At 57.6% G+C, this 15,922-nt stretch carries 18 protein-coding genes and 1 pseudogene; 5 read left to right on the top strand and 14 right to left on the bottom strand.

Annotated elements, in window-relative coordinates:
- Positions 1 to 250 precede the first annotated feature (250 nt).
- Entirely contained in the window at positions 251 to 1,345 is a 1,095-nt protein-coding gene (dinB, locus tag H6M51_RS21335) for a DNA polymerase IV (RefSeq protein WP_185811826.1), read from the bottom strand.
- Between the two features lie 602 nt (positions 1,346 to 1,947).
- Here dinB and H6M51_RS21330 point away from each other — a divergent pair.
- Genes H6M51_RS21330 through H6M51_RS21320 form a run of 3 tightly spaced genes read left to right on the top strand, consistent with a single transcriptional unit; the run spans position 1,948 to position 3,269 of the window.
- Positions 1,948 to 2,127 (top strand): hypothetical protein, encoded by a 180-nt coding sequence (locus H6M51_RS21330; protein ID WP_185811825.1) that lies wholly within the window; start codon positions 1,948 to 1,950, stop codon positions 2,125 to 2,127.
- Between the two features lie 9 nt (positions 2,128 to 2,136).
- A complete protein-coding gene (gene xth / locus H6M51_RS21325; RefSeq protein WP_185811824.1) occupies positions 2,137 to 2,919 on the top strand; it encodes an exodeoxyribonuclease III in 783 nt (260 codons plus the stop codon).
- Entirely contained in the window at positions 2,916 to 3,269 is a 354-nt protein-coding gene (locus tag H6M51_RS21320) for a hypothetical protein (RefSeq protein ID WP_185811823.1), read from the top strand. Before xth ends, H6M51_RS21320 begins: the two co-directional genes overlap by 4 nt.
- A gap of 632 nt (positions 3,270 to 3,901) precedes the next feature.
- On the opposite strand, the gene H6M51_RS21315 is transcribed toward H6M51_RS21320, so the two are convergent.
- The 3 genes from H6M51_RS21315 to H6M51_RS21305 form a co-directional block, all read right to left on the bottom strand.
- Complete coding sequence (locus H6M51_RS21315) at positions 3,902 to 4,372, bottom strand: MgtC/SapB family protein (protein ID WP_185811822.1); 471 nt, start codon at positions 4,370 to 4,372, stop codon at positions 3,902 to 3,904.
- Positions 4,373 to 5,176: 804 nt separating this feature from the next.
- Positions 5,177 to 5,668: an RES family NAD+ phosphorylase gene (locus H6M51_RS21310; RefSeq protein WP_185811821.1), complete on the bottom strand. Its 492-nt coding sequence runs from the start codon at positions 5,666 to 5,668 to the stop codon at positions 5,177 to 5,179.
- Between the two features lie 14 nt (positions 5,669 to 5,682).
- The gene (locus H6M51_RS21305; RefSeq protein WP_006728700.1) at positions 5,683 to 6,033 is read right to left on the bottom strand and encodes an antitoxin Xre/MbcA/ParS toxin-binding domain-containing protein; all 351 of its coding nucleotides are present in this window, start codon (positions 6,031 to 6,033) and stop codon (positions 5,683 to 5,685) included.
- 332 nt (positions 6,034 to 6,365) lie between these two features.
- On the opposite strand from H6M51_RS21305, the gene H6M51_RS21300 reads away from it, so the two are divergent.
- The gene (locus tag H6M51_RS21300; protein ID WP_185811820.1) at positions 6,366 to 6,668 is read left to right on the top strand and encodes a hypothetical protein; all 303 of its coding nucleotides are present in this window, start codon (positions 6,366 to 6,368) and stop codon (positions 6,666 to 6,668) included.
- A 166-nt stretch (positions 6,669 to 6,834) separates the two neighbouring features.
- Here the strand turns inward: H6M51_RS21300 and H6M51_RS21295 are convergent, their stop codons facing one another.
- From H6M51_RS21295 to H6M51_RS21270, 6 genes are all read right to left on the bottom strand, one after another.
- Positions 6,835 to 7,920 carry an ABC transporter ATP-binding protein gene (locus tag H6M51_RS21295; protein WP_185811819.1) on the bottom strand — a complete coding sequence of 362 codons (1,086 nt, stop codon included), beginning with the start codon at positions 7,918 to 7,920 and terminating at the stop codon, positions 6,835 to 6,837.
- Positions 7,921 to 7,935: 15 nt separating this feature from the next.
- Positions 7,936 to 8,769, bottom strand: a complete 834-nt coding sequence (locus tag H6M51_RS21290; RefSeq protein ID WP_185811818.1) for a carbohydrate ABC transporter permease — start codon at positions 8,767 to 8,769, stop codon at positions 7,936 to 7,938.
- Positions 8,770 to 8,773: 4 nt separating this feature from the next.
- A complete protein-coding gene (locus tag H6M51_RS21285) occupies positions 8,774 to 9,697 on the bottom strand; it encodes a carbohydrate ABC transporter permease (protein WP_185811817.1) in 924 nt (307 codons plus the stop codon).
- Between the two features lie 105 nt (positions 9,698 to 9,802).
- The gene (locus H6M51_RS21280) at positions 9,803 to 11,062 is read right to left on the bottom strand and encodes a sugar ABC transporter substrate-binding protein (RefSeq protein WP_185811816.1); all 1,260 of its coding nucleotides are present in this window, start codon (positions 11,060 to 11,062) and stop codon (positions 9,803 to 9,805) included.
- Between the two features lie 54 nt (positions 11,063 to 11,116).
- The gene (locus H6M51_RS21275; protein ID WP_185811815.1) at positions 11,117 to 12,289 is read right to left on the bottom strand and encodes a PLP-dependent transferase; all 1,173 of its coding nucleotides are present in this window, start codon (positions 12,287 to 12,289) and stop codon (positions 11,117 to 11,119) included.
- The gene (locus H6M51_RS21270) at positions 12,286 to 13,017 is read right to left on the bottom strand and encodes a FadR/GntR family transcriptional regulator (RefSeq protein WP_407073605.1); all 732 of its coding nucleotides are present in this window, start codon (positions 13,015 to 13,017) and stop codon (positions 12,286 to 12,288) included. Before H6M51_RS21270 ends, H6M51_RS21275 begins: the two co-directional genes overlap by 4 nt.
- Positions 13,018 to 13,548: 531 nt before the next feature.
- Between H6M51_RS21270 and H6M51_RS21265 the strand changes: the two genes are divergently transcribed.
- Entirely contained in the window at positions 13,549 to 13,818 is a 270-nt protein-coding gene (locus H6M51_RS21265) for a hypothetical protein (RefSeq protein WP_185811813.1), read from the top strand.
- A gap of 196 nt (positions 13,819 to 14,014) precedes the next feature.
- On the opposite strand, the gene H6M51_RS21260 is transcribed toward H6M51_RS21265, so the two are convergent.
- The 4 genes and pseudogenes from H6M51_RS21260 to H6M51_RS21245 form a co-directional block, all read right to left on the bottom strand.
- The gene (locus H6M51_RS21260) at positions 14,015 to 14,218 is read right to left on the bottom strand and encodes a cold-shock protein (protein WP_185811812.1); all 204 of its coding nucleotides are present in this window, start codon (positions 14,216 to 14,218) and stop codon (positions 14,015 to 14,017) included.
- A 270-nt stretch (positions 14,219 to 14,488) separates the two neighbouring features.
- Positions 14,489 to 15,106 (bottom strand): hypothetical protein, encoded by a 618-nt coding sequence (locus H6M51_RS21255; protein ID WP_185811811.1) that lies wholly within the window; start codon positions 15,104 to 15,106, stop codon positions 14,489 to 14,491.
- A gap of 6 nt (positions 15,107 to 15,112) precedes the next feature.
- Positions 15,113 to 15,403 (bottom strand): hypothetical protein, encoded by a 291-nt coding sequence (locus H6M51_RS21250; RefSeq protein WP_185811810.1) that lies wholly within the window; start codon positions 15,401 to 15,403, stop codon positions 15,113 to 15,115.
- Positions 15,404 to 15,709: 306 nt separating this feature from the next.
- Positions 15,710 to 15,922, bottom strand: a pseudogene (locus H6M51_RS21245) (ATP-dependent helicase); the annotation flags it as partial.

The raw sequence follows: 15,922 nt of genomic DNA, 5'->3' as shown, positions 1-15,922 counted from the left end.
CCGATAACCACAGAAGGAAAGGGGTTCGTAACGTCATGCCGCGCGAAGTGTGCTGATTGCTAAGATCAGTTGCGGACTTCGAACCGTCAGTCGAGGTCCTGCCTTTCCGGCCTTTCCTGCCTTCCACATAGGGCATCCGCTCCTGGTCGAGATGCTTACCTGGCAAAGATTGCTCGGCTGTTGTCTCAGGCCTTGTGTCGGCCGAGGAACGCACCCGTCTCGATCTTGAATCTACGAGGCCTGCCGACCGTCATAACCCGAGACCGAGCTGCGGTTTGTCGATTTGATCGGTCTCCTTGTCGACCACCAGTGACGACAGCGTCAGTCCTAAAAGACGGACCGGACGTTTGAACGGATGAAGGCCGGCAAGCAGGACATGGGCCAGGTCCACCATGTCTTTTACACCTGCAAATGGGACGGACACCGTGCGGCTGCGGGTAACCTGGGTGAAATCGGCATATTTGACCTTCACCGTGAGTGTCTTGCCGGTGAGGCCCTTTGACCTGCAGGCGGTCCAGACTTTTTGCGCCAGTGGTCGGAGCTCGTCTGATGCTGCCTGAAGTGCGCTGATATCGGCGGGGAAGGTGTCTTCGGCACCAATCGATTTGCGCTCCCGATCCGGCCTGACCGGGCGCTCGTCAATGCCTCTGGCAATCCCATAAAAGAAGGGGCCGGCCTTGCCGAAGTGTTCGCTCAGAAACGCCAGAGATTTTGCTCTCAGATCGGCGCCGGTTTCAATTCCCAATCGGCGCATCTTCTCGGCAGTGGCGGGTCCGACACCATGAAATTTCTTGACCGCGAGATGCTCGACGAAGGTCGGGCCGTGTCTCGGCGTAATGACGGCCTGGCCGTTCGGCTTGTTGAGATCGGAGGCCATCTTGGCCAGGAACTTGTTGTAGGAGATGCCGGCGGACGCATTCAGCCCGGTCACCGCCTTGATCCTGGCGCGGATCTGAAGCGCAATCTCGGTGGCAATCGGCATGTCCTTCAGGTTTTCGGTCACATCAAGATAGGCCTCATCGAGCGATAGAGGTTCGATTATCGGTGTGTACTCGGCAAAAATCTGGCGGATCTCTTCAGAGACCTCGCGATAGACGTCAAAACGCGGCTTCACGAATATCAGCTCGGGACATTTGCGAGCGGCCGTGACCGATGGCATGGCAGAATGAACCCCAAACAACCGGGCCTCATAGCTGGCCGCAGCGACCACGCCGCGTTCAGCGGCTCCACCAACTGCCAAGGGTTTGCCACGAAGTGCCGGATTGTCGCGTTGCTCGACCGAAGCATAGAAGGCGTCCATGTCCACATGGATGATTTTACGGATGATCGCAGTTCTGGATTCCATGGGGAGCCGCATTCAGCGTGAAGGAAACGAAACAAGAACATATCAGGGTTTTGCCGCCGGTCCATCTTTCGAATGGTCATCACCGACGTTAAATGGACGAGAACAGGCTCATGGGGCTGATGGTCATCGAGAAGGATGCCCGTTGTTACTTCTTCGAGCTTAAACGGGGGGATCGGGCCGAAGAAGGATGATGACAGGACTTGCGAAGAGGGTTCTGACCCACCATCTAGGTCTCAGCACCCGTGATTGACGATCCTAAACGCGCAGCTCCTCCGCCGCGCGACATCGTCCGGGTCGACGAGGGCGCTCCCCAAAAGGGTTGAGCGCCCTCGTTCATTTCAAATGCGCATCCTTGTCTTTCGGGCCAAGGCGCGACCCGTTTCCGAGCAGATTTTGAGATTATTGCAATGGTCTCGACCCGTTCACCGGGCGCTCCACTCTATCACTGGCAAGGGGGAAAAGACTGGCAAGCGTTGCTTCGATCGGCGGCGCTCGAGATGCTCGCTCGTCTGACAGGTGGAGCCGGCTAAGGCGGTGATCACATGCATCTTTTCTGCGATCCATGCGTTGTTTATCCACCACAGTCGAGAAGGAGAACTCCCATGAGCAAGCGCGAATTGATCGATACGGGCACGGACAAGCGCTATGTCCGTCGCGACGAGGACGGCAAGTTTAAGGAGAGCGTCGATGTTGGCCGCTCCTTGTCTGCCGACAAGCGCCACGAGGCGAAAAGCGACGCAAAGCCTGGCGAAGGCGATCGCGGTGATCATCGCACCAAGTGATGATCTGCGGTGAAAATCGCGACCTACAATATCAACGGCATCAATGGGCGGCTGGACATCCTGCTGCACTGGCTGGATGAAGCCGCCCCAGACGTCGTCTGTCTGCAGGAGCTCAAGGCCCCTTCCGAAAAATTTCCGGTGAAGGCACTCGAAAGGGCAGGCTATGGTGCCATATGGCGCGGTCAAAAGAGCTGGAATGGCGTGGCAATTCTGGCGCGCGACACCGATCCAATCGAGACGAAGAGGATCCTACCAGGCGAGCCAGATGACGAGCTAGATGGCGGGCAAAGCCGTTATATTGAAGCAGCCGTAAATGGGGTCATCATCGGCAGTCTTTATCTTCCCAACGGCAATCCGGCGCCGGGTCAAAAATTCGACTACAAGCTACGTTGGTTCGAAAGGTTGCGCATCTATGCGCAAGAATTGCTCGAGCTCGAAATCCCGGTGGCGCTGGTTGGCGATTTCAACGTCATGCCTGCTGATCTCGATGTCTATAAGCCGGAGCGATGGCTGGATGACGCGCTGTTTCGCCCTGAGGTGAGAGATGCCTATACAGCTCTTCTGGATCAGGGCTGGACGGATGCGGTGAGGCGCATGTTCCCGGATGAGGGAATCTACACCTTCTGGAAATACTGGAGAAATGCGTTCGAACGGGACGCTGGCCTGCGGATCGACCATTTATTGCTGAGCCCTCAGCTCGCGCCGGATCTGAAGGCGGCAGGCGTCGATCGTTGGGTCCGGGCATTGCCAAAGACCAGTGACCACGCGCCTGTCTGGATCGAACTGGAATGACCGGCAAAGAGAGGTCCTCCGCTTTCTTGAGGGAAAAGGCAGATGTCTATCCGGAGACGCCGGACGGGCGATATTTCGTGGTCAAAGGCCGGCTCTGGCGAAAGAGCGATCCCTCACTTGCGCCTGCCCACCGTGAAGCACTGATCAAGGAACTGATGGCAGCGCGTCGTGCGCTGTCAAAGCCTGTGCGCGACGAGCGGTCTGTCGGTGAGATCCGTCAACGCGTTAATGCCGCCAAGATTGCACTCGGCGAGCGCGGGCCGGTCTGGTGGGACGACGGGGCACCGGATTTCAACCGGTATCTCGTGAAAAACACGCCCTATGCTGACTGGTATTCCGGCCTCGTCTGATGCTGATCGCGGCCCTTCTGGCAGGCTGTCTTGTTAACCCAATCTCACCGCTTTGATCCCTGGCGCAGGATGCGCGACCGGACGGTCCCGGCGTTTTGTTTTGGAGGCTGGATGCTGGCTTTGCCTCTGAAGCCCGAAAAGGTATCAGATCGCGGAATATGAGATTGCGCTCCTCCATTCACAGCTAGCATCAGCAAAGCTTCACAATGCTGCAGCACGGCTCGTCGGTTGCTGTCTTTCTGCCCCGAGTTCGAGGACGTGCTTGAGTTTGCGGGGGTAACGAACGCGCTTGCCGTGCGCTGGAGATACCGGTGACCGCTGGAGATGGAGACGCCGAGCCCGGCCTGGAGTTTTGGCGCTTCTAGAGCCGTTCTCAAAGCTGAAGCGGAAGTGCCTGCAACCCGCACCTGGTTCGCCCTCTGCAACCCCGGCCAGCGCCGGACGAGCCAGGTGCTGATCGCCAACAATGGAGGTCGACAATGGACGCCGATAGGGGGCAACTTTCCGCGTCGAGTGACTTAAAATTGGTGGCAAACGACGGATAGCAAAGTGTGAGGGTCAAGCTGTGTCCGCCTTGGGAACGGCATTTTGTCCCGCGCTTGAGGTCGTGTCGGCCCGTTTACTCGGCGTCCTCAGTGTTCGCCTTCTACCTTTTCATGACGAAGCGCCTCTTCGACCTTGAAGTTGGTCATGATCCGCAGCGTTGCAAATGTCACGATCGAAAGAACGATCGCCGTGTCATAGGCTCCAAGCCCGACAGAAGTGCCGATCGCGCCGGTGGCCCAGAGGCTTGCAGCCGTTGCCGTCCCTTTGGTCCCGGCTTTGCCCACCAGGATTGCTCCGCCGCCGATGAAGCCGACCCCGTTGATCAAGCCCTCGACGATGCGCGCTGTCGCTTCCGCGTTGCCGAGCGTGATCCCCTCGGTTGCCTGGATGAAGCCACAGGCCGCGATCGCAACCAGGGGGAATGTCCTCAGTCCTGCGCTGCGTTCGTGCCGTTCCCGGTCCCAGGCGATCGGCAAGGCCAGCGCGTAGGCAAAAGCCAAGGCCGCAAGATGGCTGAAAATGTCGAAGGTGCCGGCCAGCGATGTCAGCCATTCCATGTCAGATCTCCGTTTTTCAGGAGACGAGACGCTGGTTAGCGTCCTAATGTTCCATTGAAAGGAAGTGTGGTCGTGACGGACGAGATGGCAAAGGCGTCAGGCCTTTCACTCGGGCTGTCGATACTGTTGTGCGTCCAGGAAGTGAGGCGCTTTGAGAGGGCGGCCGGCAGCTTGCTGACTAGGACTCTCTCTTTGCCCCTTGCTTGCTTGAACCAAGGCTAAAGAGCTCATGCTGTCGCTTCCTGACGACTGGTGATTGCAATCCCGGGAATCGAACAGCAGCGACTGAAGTTTTGGGGTGTCACCGGTTCTTGGCATTGTGGTTCGATTGTCCGCAATAACCATCTGATTTTTCTCAGTTTCGGAAACGTTTGCATAAAGGGTTGCCAGAGTACGATCGACCCTTTCGCAGCCTTGATGGCGCGCCCACCACCCTCCTGATGACACTTCACCCGCAGTTCTATTGATACTTTCCCCGCCCTTCTATTGACACTTTCCCCCGCCTGGGATGGTCTCGAGACGAGAGCCCAAGCGCGGTCCGTTCCGTCGTCGTCTTCGTCATCTATGTGGGAGAGCGCGTCCTCCCTTTTGACGAAAACATGTTTGCGTTGCCTCTATCGACGTTCTGATTATTCAAAGACAGTCAGCCTCGTTGACCGGCGCGATGTGAGCTTAAGTGTTCATGTGCGGGCTGAGACAGCGCGACCTCGTTTGTTCGCCTAATTGACTATCGCGCGGTCGCAAACTCTTGGAAGGCGTACGGCCAGAGCATGGAAACCCAGTGCTCGCCAATCAAAAGTTTTCTCAAGCAAGACGGTTCTCGTCATCGACTACAATCAGGCGGGATGACGCCTCGTCTCCCCAATGCCAAAGTACGAGATTGAGATCGGTTGCCGATGAACCATGCGCATAACTTTGGACGAGCAGTGCGTGATAGCCATCCTCGACCAGCTGCCGAGCAAAGGCCTGGGTTTTTGCCATTCCGCTCGATCGCATCTGGTCGCGCCAGGAGATGTCTGCGAGTGCTGCAGCATCCATGCCGTAGGCCGCCAGTGCAACCTCGTTGCGACTGTCGAAAACCTGCTCGATTTCTGCCCTGTAAGATACAATTGTCGTCGGTTGCAAGCTTCCGACCTGATTGCTTTCGCGGATGGCGGTCATGATCGAAAGGGAAGTGTAAAGCGCAGGAACGCCCTTCTTGTTGAAACGCCCGCCATGCCGTTGCGCGCCTTTGCCGGACAGCGGTTCACGGGCGTAGATCGGGTTGAGTGCCCTGTACAACGTGCCCTTAAACATCGTGCGATATTTGACTAGGCATGGATGCCGGCATCAACGGCGTCGATGTAGTCAAGCACATCGTCGGCGCGTCCATCCCGAACAAGCTGCATAGCTGTCAGGCCTGAGAAACCGGGGAGGGGTTGTGAGCGGTACCAAGCATAGGCCATGAGCGCCGAGCCAAAACGAGGTTCGATTTTGTTGATGATCTCTGCCACTTCGCGCAAACGACGCTGCGTCTTGTCTGAACGGATCCTGTCCTTCCGTTGAACCGCATCCTTCCCAAGTCCCGCCGTCCGAGCAATGTCCTCGCTGGTCGTCAGCAAAGTTTCCGCAAACTTGCGTGGGGAGAACAGTCCGTCATCAGCATATTGGGTAAGGCTCATAGTGTGACGTCCTTAGTGGAGTGCCGATCATTTTGACGAAATATAGCGTCAATATTGCTGAGTTTCAACCGCAATCGGCGCGGGGCGGCCGCGTATGGCACTGCGTATGATTTCAATGTCGGCGTGGAGGCGCAGCCCCCCTGACAGCTATGCTGACTTCGTCAAACAAAATACGTCCAGGGCCTGTAACCGGCTGCTATTTGGTCAGGGCCCTCGATGGGCGGTGATTACTGTCGAGCCCGGCAGGAAAGCGTTCGCAAGAAACGCCCCCTGAAATCTAGTAGTGTGACAAGACGTGATCCTTGCCCATATTGCTCTCCGAAGGAGTTGCGATGCGCAGTGATCAAATCCCATTCTTTGTCAAAGAGGTCCTGAGCACGGGCGCCACGCTTTATGCTGCGGGTAAAGACCACTATTTCTTTGGCGATCTGGATGTCCCGGATGACAAAGCCGAGGAGATTTTAGCGCGGGTTAACGGCATCTGTGAGCGTTATGGTCCGCGCGACCACCTGCAGACCGAAATTGCCCGCCACCTTTTAAGCCTTGGGCTCGATATTGTTGGCCATGGCGAATGCCGGGTGCTGCGCTGGCTTGATCGGTCGGCTCGCTCCACCTCCTGCCCGGTGATCGCGTAACCGGTCACGGTCTGGCCGACGTGCCGGTCTTGAGACGGCCAGCCACCCGCAACCGGAAGCGAGGCGGACGAAAGCGGCACGCAGTTCTATCGCCGTCTTTCTCCGTGCTACCGCTCTGTTGCGCAGTAGAGGTGCCGGACATGCACCCTGCGCAGCGGTTTTCGGATCAATCGGTTGAGGACCGCTCCTTGATGCGTTTGCCCTCATGGTCGAAGACATGCAGGTGGTCGATGGGAAAATCGACACGAACCTTGGCTGTCGCGCTAAGGACGCTGCGGTCGAGCGTGAAGAGCTTGAATGGCAGCCCATGAACCGACAGATGCATGATGATGCCGAAACCGGTCGGCTCGACAAGCTCCACGCCGGCTTCGATCGCCCCATCAGGCGAGATCACCACATGTTCTGGCCGAATGCCGAGTGTCACTGTCTCATCTTGCGCAAACGACGCCCGCTCTTTGACGGCAATTTCCGTTCCATCCTTGAACCGGACAGCGGCTTTATCACCCCTGCTGACATATTGCCCTTCCAGGAAGTTCATGCCCGGTGACCCGATGAACCCGGCAACGAAGAGATTGGCCGGGCGATCGTAAAGCTCGAGTGGTGCACCGACCTGCTGCACCACGCCGCCATGCATGGCAACGATACGGTCGGCAAGCGTCATGGCCTCGATCTGGTCATGGGTGACATAGATCGATGTGGCTCCAAGCTCCTTGTGCAGCTTCTTGATTTCGGCACGCATCTGTTCGCGCAGACGCGCATCAAGATTGGAAAGCGGCTCGTCGAAGAGAAATGCTTTGGGCTGGCGAACGATTGCACGGCCCATCGCCACACGCTGGCGCTGGCCACCCGACAAGGCTTTTGGTCGGCGTTCAAGCAGGGTGTTGAGGCCAAGCTTTGAAGAGGCGCTGGCAACGGTCTCGGTGATCCGCTCCCTGGCGGTCTTTCTCAGCCTCAGGCTGTAGCTCATATTGTCGGCCACCGACATGTGCGGGTACAGCGCATAGGACTGGAAGACCATTGCAATGTCGCGATCCTTGGGCGGCAGATCATTGACCCGTCGACCCTCGATCGCGACCTCGCCGGAGGTGATCTGTTCTAAACCTGCAATCATCCGCAAGAGCGTGGACTTGCCGCAGCCTGAGGGGCCGACAAGCACAATGAACTCGCCGTCTTGAATGGTGAGGTCTACCCCGTGCAGAACAGGGAAATGGCCGTAGCTCTTGGTCACTGCGCGGACATCGATGGAAGCCATGGTTTTACAGTCCTTTCAGCCTTTGACCGCGCCAGCCGTCAGGCCTTGCACGAGATAGCGCTGGATGAGGAGGAAGAAGAGGCAGGCCGGAATGAGGGCAAGCACGCCGGCTGCCATCATCTGCCCGAAATTGACGGAAAACTTCGACACGAAGGACAAAAGACCGACGGGGAAGGTCGCTGCGTCATTGCCCGAGATCAGCATCAGCGCAAAGAGAAGCTCCGACCATGCGGCGGTAAAGACGAAGCCGAGCGTTGCTGCGATCCCCGGCAGTGTCAGTGGCAGAATGATCTGGCGAAAGGCGACAAACTGGGTTGCACCATCGATCATCGCCGCCTCTTCCAGGTCTTTCGGAATGCCGTCGAAGAAGGACTGCATCAGGAAGGTCGCAAAGGGCACGTTGAAGGCCGAATAGACAATGACAAGGCCCGTCAGACTGTTGGTCAGCCCAAGCGGAGACAGTATCTTGAAGATCGGGGCGACCAGCATGACCAGCGGAAACATCTGGGTCAGGAGCATCAGGCCGACGATCCAGTATTTTGCCTTGAAGCTGAAGCGTGACAGCGCGTAACCCGACAATGAGGCAATGATCGTGACGACGAGGGCGGTCGAGCCGGCAACGATCAGGCTGTTCTTGAAGAAGGTCGGAAAGGCACTGTGGGCAATCACGAAGCGGAAATGCTCAAACGTCGTGGCTGAGGGCCACATCCGCACACCCTCGCTGTAGAGAAGGTTGTTCGGCGTGACCGCGACCTTCAAGAGCCAGTAGAGCGGGAAGAGGGCAACGACGATATAAGCGAGGATGGCCAGCCGATGGGCGATGGTCAGAGCGATGCGGGACGACCTCATGGGCTCAGTCCTTGTTCAAAAGCGTCTGCCGGAGCAGCACGATCAGCATGGAATAGGCCATCAACAGCACCAGGAGCACGAGAGCGATTGCCGAGGCATAGCCGAAGTCGAGACGCCTGAAGGCCTGGGTGAAGATGTAAGAAGCAACGATCTGCGTCCTGTCGGCCGGGCCGCCATTGGTCATGACGATGATCAGATCGGCAAAGTTCGAGATCCAGACGGTGCGCAGCAGGATCGTGATGGCCATGGTCGGGGCGAGAAAGGGCAGGGTGATCGACCAGAAGCGCTGGAACGGCCCGGCGCCATCGATCGCGGCTGCCTCGTATAGATCGCGCGGAATGGCCTGAAGGGCTGCAAGCAGTGTGATGGCAAAGAAGGGAATGCCCCACCAGACATTGGCGATGATCGGCCCCCACATGGCAAGCGAGGGATCCGAGAGGATGTTGTTGGGTTCGCTCAAGACGCCCATGGAAAAGAGCCAGTGGGGAAGTGGGCCGATGACCGGGTTGAAGAGCCAGGCCCAGTTGAGGCCGGCAAGAAAGCTTGGCACCGCCCAGGGAAGGAAGACCAGCGCCTGGGCAAGGCCGCGGCCATAGAAAGGCTTGTCCAGCAAGAGTGCGAGGATCAGCCCGAAGGTAAACTGCAAGACAACAGAGGCACCTGTCCACCAGAGCGTGTTCTTCAGCGCCCGGTAGAAGTCGGCGTCCTGGCTCAGCACCTTGAAATGATCAAGACCGATGAATCCGCCAGAAAACGGGTTGAGAAGCTGGATATCGCGAAACGCATAGGAAATGCCGAGCGTCAAAGGCACGAGCATCACCGCAACGATCAGGATCAATGCCGGCGCGCTGTAGAGATAAGGTTCCGACGCATCGGCCATGCGCTTGAGTAGCGTGCGCCGATCGCCCCGCTCAAGGGTCGCCGTCATTGTTCAGGCCTTCATCTGCTTGGACGTGTCAGTGGAAGTGACTGTCTCAGTGTCTGTTTCAGGAACCGGGCAAAGCAGGTCTCGCTCTGCCCGGTCTTTGACGCCTTACTGTTTCGCCAGGTGCTTCTGCTGCGCCTTGGTCAGGTAATCTGCCCACTGGTCGGCGAGCTCCTGAGGCGTGATGTCGCCAAGCAGTGCCTGCTGCGAGGTCTTGATGACCAGCGAATCCTTGAAGAAGGCAAATTCTTCCAGATGCGTCGGCATCACGGTCGGCACCGCATCCTTGTCAGCCAGTTCTTCGAACCAGCCCTTGAATTGCGGGCTTGCATAGAAAGGATCGCTTTCGGCCGATTTGAGTGCCGGCAGCGCGCCGGTCCGCTTGTTCCACTCGATATTGCCATCCTTGCCCTGAAGGGTGGCAATCAGCTTCCAGGACAGATCCTTGTTCTCGCTTGCCGACATCATCGACCAGCCGGCATAGCCAATGGTCGGGAAGGTCTTGCCATCCGGGCCCTTCGGCATGGTCATGACGCCGTAATCGTCCTCGCCCATATGCTCGGCAATCGCAATCAGGGCGTCGGGATCCTGGTCGAGGAAGGCGCAGGTGCCACTGTAGAAACCTGCCACGATCTCGTTGAAGCCCCAGTTGACGGAATCCTTCGGGGCGTAGCCCTCTTTGTAGAGATCGATCAGCCAGGTGAGGCCCTTGACCCAGCCTTCGGAATTGAAGGTCGAGGTGCCATCTTCGGTGAAGAACTCATTCGAGCCTGCCATGGAGGCGCCGAACATCACCCAGCCATTCAGGCCACCGGGGCCACCACGCAGGCAGTAGCCATACTTGCCGGGAAGCGCCGAGACCTTCTTTGAGGCTTCGGCAAATTCGTCCATCGTCTTTGGCAGTTCTGTGACGCCGGCCTCTTCCAGGAGCTTCTTGTTGTAGAACATGGCTCTCAGATAGAAGCCGTAGGGCAGCATATAGGCCGTGTCCTTGACGTCGCGGCCAAGTTCGAGCGCCCGATCGGACAGATCTGCCGTCTGGTCCCAATCCTTCAGATAGGGCTCGAGGCTCTCGACAATGCCGTTATTGGCATAAAGCGACAGCCAGGTATCGGGCATTTCCATGACATCTGGGATCTCGCCGGCCGAGACCATGGTCGCGAATTTCTGGAAGGCTTCGCCCCAGGGAAGCGAAATGATCTCGACCTTGGTGCCGGGGTTTTCCGCCTCGAATGTCGAGACGATCGATTTCAGTGTTTCGGTGCGCTCAGGGCTGGTGATCACTTCGACCAGCTTCAAGGTGGTATCGGCAAGGGCCGTTCCCGCCATCAAGGTGCTGATCAGGGCTGCTGTCAAAAGGGCTTTCATTATCAGGTTCCTCCTCTGCTATTTTAAGCTTGGTTCGACAGGGCTTGGTTTTGCTTATGTCTCCTGGGCGGCAGCGATCCCTGCCTCCAGGTCTCTCCACAAAGCCTCGGTTCCCTCGAGGCCGACATGGAGACGCACGGACCGCGGGTTCATGCCAAAGGCATGCGCGGAATTCGGTTGGGCCTTTTGCTGCAACACGACCTCGCCGGGTACCACCAGGCTCTCGTGGCCACCCCAGCTCACGCCAAGCTTGAAAAGCTGCAGGCGATCGCAGAACCGTCTGATGTCGACGCCTTGGCGAAGCACGAAGGAGAAGAGACCCGAGGTTCCGGTGAGGCCAGGCGGCAATTGATTGGCGAGGCCGGGATGATTGACCTCTTCGACGATATCGAGGGATTTGAGCCGCCGCGCGATCTCAAGCGCCGATGCTTCATGGGCCTTCATTCGGATCGGCAGGGTCCTCAAGCCCCGGATCAGCAGCCAGGCATCGAAGGGGGACATCTTGCCGCCGAGATAGGGCAGGGTTTCGGTGCGGATGCGGTCGATGAGTGTCTTTGACCCGGTAACCACGCCTGCCACCACGTCGCTATGGCCGCCCAGATATTTCGAGGCGGAATGCAGGACGATGTCGACACCGAGCTCCAGCGGGCGCTGGAAGATCGGGCTTGCCCAGCTGTTGTCGATGACGCTGAGCGCCCCGTGTTTCCGGCCAAGTGCTGCAAGCGCTGCCACGTCATGGGTTTCCATGATCCAGCTTGTCGGGCTTTCCAGATAAAGCAGTCGCGCACCGCTCAAGGCGTGGTCGACGGCCTCGAGATCCTTTCCGTCGACATAGGTGACCTCCACCTTCATCCGCTTCATCAGCGTGCCGAACAGGCGATAGGCATCGGGGTAAAGATTGCGGACAGCCACGATCCGGTCGCCCGGTTCGACGAAGGTGAGAACCGTCGTTGAGATCGCCGCCATTCCGCTGCCGAAACCCAGCGCGTCTTCGCCGCCCTCAAGCTTTGCCAGCATCTCCTCGAAATGACGCACCGTCGGATTGAGGCCGCGCGAATAGACCGGCCGGTTGCGCTCGCCACGGTATGTGGCAACCATCTCGTCATAGGTCTCGAAGGTGAAGAGCGAGGTCTGGACGATTGGCGGTACGACAGCCTCGAAGGCATTTGTCTCGTCATGGGCGACGGAAAGGGATGCGTGTTCAAACCAATCGGAGCCGATGGTCATTTGGACATTTCCTTGATGTCTTCCTCGACGATGTCGAGGATCTTGATGGTCTCGCGCCTTGCAGCCTCCGTGTCCTGAGCGAGGATCGCGTTGAACAGGGTGCGGTGATAGGGAAAGGAGCGGCGCGCAAAGTCCGGGCGGTCAAACGGCGTGTCCCAGAAACTCTCGAAGGCTTCGCGCATCTGTTCGAGCAACTGCCTGAATAGCGGATTATGGGTCGCATCGTAGATGGCGAGGTGAAAGGCCAGATCTTCCTTGCCGGCGGTGCCTTTTTGCAGATGCACACGCTCCATCTCCTCGAGCGCTGCACTGATGTGCAAGATATCGTCCTGGGTGCGCCGGCGGGCGGCTGCCATGCAGGCTTCGCATTCGATGCCGCGGCGCACCTCAAGTGTCTGCAAGAGGACGTCTCGCAGACTGCCCATATTGACCGAGAGCGGCATATGGATCGTGGCCGAGGTGATCGGCTTTACGAGATAGGTGCCACTGCCCTTGCGGGTTTCCATCACGCCGAGCGCCTGAAACTGCCGGATGACCTCGCGGATCGTCGAGCGACCGACACCGAGTGCCGCCATCAGTTCACGCTCGGCCGGCAAGCGGTCACCGGCCGCAAGTTCAGCCTGCTGGATATAGGCAGCCAGTGACTCTGACACCTGGCGGCCACGGTCTGCAGGCGGAAGAGGAGTGAGCGTGGATTTCACAGGCAGCCTCAAAAATTGGTCTGACATCATATCAATCAGCTTGAAATAGAGATGTCAATTGTCGATCGGCCGCTCATCTCCCGAGCCGAGCCGAGCCGAGCCGAGCCGAGCCGAGCCGAGCCGAGCCGAGCCGAGCCGAGCGGAGGGCAATGGGCGACGCGGGGCTTGATAAAAATGCGGGGAGGGACGGCACATGGTGGCCGGTTGCGCTCAAACCCCTGTCGGCCAGCGACCGAAAGCTGAGCAGGTGACTGCTGTGTGCGAAGGCAGTGGCGAGGCGGGCCATGCTCATGGTGACAAGACCAGGATTGGGCGCTGACTGGAGGCGCTTATCTGGCCCTCCGAAATCTCATGTCGCTCAATCCTCGATTCGACGACATGTCCTGAGGACATGTCGATAGTGTCGACATGTCATAGAATGAGGCTCCGGGATGTCGGTATCTCAGAATCCAAGAGACCCATGTCTAAGTAGGCTTGAATCGCATCAGCCTGCTGCTTGACGGGTTCAGCGCCACGGGCATACTCGTTATCTCGATACGGAAGCGGACTTAGAACGTCATGATGGATGCAGAACCAAATCTGGTGACCTCTGGCAAAAGCACGAGGGTCGTTATCGACGGCTACCCGTTTTCCATCGACATCTTCCGAATGGAGAATGACGCGACTTGGACGCTGGAAGTGATCGATCAGCAAAACACCAGCCACGTCTGGGACGAGCAGTTTCAATCCGACGCTGAGGCGCGCGATGTCGCGGTCAAGACCATTGAAGCTGAGGGTGCGATTGCGTTCATGCGCGGCAGCAATGTCATCCCGTTCCGACGATCATAGCTGGAAGGGGCATGCCAAGGGCATCAATCTGGAAAGCGGCGACGCTGCAAATGAGGTGAACGGCGTCCTGATGGCCGGAACGTCACAAGATCTCGAGCGAGGTCGCACGAGATAAACTGGTTCGGTTTATGCGAATGCGATGCGCCGTTTGTGGTTTTGGATCCAACCGCGCATCGCCATTTTTCGACGTATTGACTTAGCGGACGACGGTTACGTTTTCCGCTTTGGACTTGCCGGTCTTGCGATCCTGGCCGACGTCGAAGCTGACCTTCTGGCCATCAGAAAGAGAGCCGCCACCCACGGCCGAGATGTGAACGAATACGTCCGGTCCACCATTGTCGGGGGTGATGAAGCCGAAGCCCTTGTCCTGGGCGAAGAATTTGACGGTGCCAGTGGCCATGATGCAATCCTCAATGCGTTGTGCAGCTATGGCATAGCGGTTGAGGTCAAAAACGGCAAGGCAGCCGCTGGCTGATCGCCGGATGAATTCTGGCTGCTCTGATCGATTTGAGGTTTTGGGCGGAGCCAGAAAAGGGCGCCACAGCTGCGAGGCGCTCTGAGCCATTTGGAAGATCAAGGCTGAATGCATATCACGTTCCACATGACCCAGGTTCTTCCCTGAAATCTTGTGAGAGTTCAATCGAAGGAGCGAACGGTCAGCGGCTTGCTCCTACGCAGCAAGAGCCGCAGCCATCCTGCGCAGTTCGGCCATCATCTTCGGCTCTTCAGGTTCTACGATTTCCGAGCCAATATCCATGACGATGGACTTGACCAAAGTCGTCTTATTCAATGCACTCTTCTTGACGAGTTCGTTAAACTCTTCGCCAAGGCGCGGGGTCACTTTCATCGAAAGACGCTTCGATGGGGTATCGTGCCAGCTCTTCCACTTTTCGCGATGGACCTCTGCATTTCTGCGAAGCCTCTCCACCAGGGACTCGTCGTTTACGGACCTGTGAACGAAATACGCGATCAGTGACTTTCGGAGGATCACGCCAGCAGAAGGATCGATCCGATAGGACGCTAGGTCCAACGTGTCCATAAACGGCGCAGCCATAACCACCTCCAGGGGTCTAGAGGCGATCTCGCGAGCAACACGGATGGCTGGCGTCGACTGCGGAGGGATAGCCACAACGGTACCACACTCGTCGCAAGTAGCCGCCATGATCTGCTTCGCTACGCCGATCCCGCTTTCGAAAGGCACATCGTGATAGTCGAAAGTTGTCGTAACAACCTTCCGGCACGTTTCGCAGAGCGACTTGCTCCTATCTCCAGCATACCAGATTTTCATGTTCGCCTACCTTGAAGGATGTACACTGATAAAAACTGTGTCCGGCTCAATAAAATAGAATTTTATGTACCAGCCATCTCGCTTGAGGATGTGCACTTCAACACCCTTGAACATATGGTGTTCAGAACCCTCGTGATGCGTGCCGTTGCACCTGTCGATGATCTTTATCAGGTCCTCGGGGGATATATCGCCAGTCATCAAGGCATTCTTGTCCTCGATGCTCCCGCGAGCCGCATGCTGATAAGTACCGTCTTTGAGTGCCCTGATGACGCGATACCGGACATCCTTGAAAGCCATCTCGACCTCAATATACGAAGATCTTCGTAAAGGCAACATGATCAGACGCCGAGAACACAAAATTCGGCTACCGGGCGCAATCTCGCCGCGCAACTCTTATCAAGCTTACAATGGAAGCGCGAGCCGGGCACTGTGAATTCGCTTTGTGAAATGACACTAGTATCTAAGTGCGCAGGCCATTACCGGCGGTTCTTACTGCCTCATGCCGCATCCCTCGCAGCGTATTCTTTGTCAGGCACGAACCCGCGATCTACACCCTCCGATACATAGAGAATGGGCCGCCCGCCATTCATGGAAGCGTCTCTGTTACCCCCACATCCCGCGCATTCTGGCGGCCACGTCGATCCTGATCTGGCTGGCGCTTCGTCCTGTGGTCGTTGCTTCCACCTTCGGCCAGCTTGTCTGCTCGAAAAACTGCAAGAGCATGGCCGGGATGAAGCGTGTCCGCGAGGCATAGACATGTCTGTCGCCCCTGGAATTCTGCCCATGGGTGTAAAAGCGTTGCGGCGTGATCAGGCT

It is taken from the genome of Rhizobium sp. AQ_MP (assembly GCF_014237835.1).
GTDB lineage: Bacteria > Pseudomonadota > Alphaproteobacteria > Rhizobiales > Rhizobiaceae > Allorhizobium.
The sequence above is the reverse complement of the archived record's forward strand: the minus strand, read 5'-3'. Positions and strand labels throughout refer to the sequence as shown.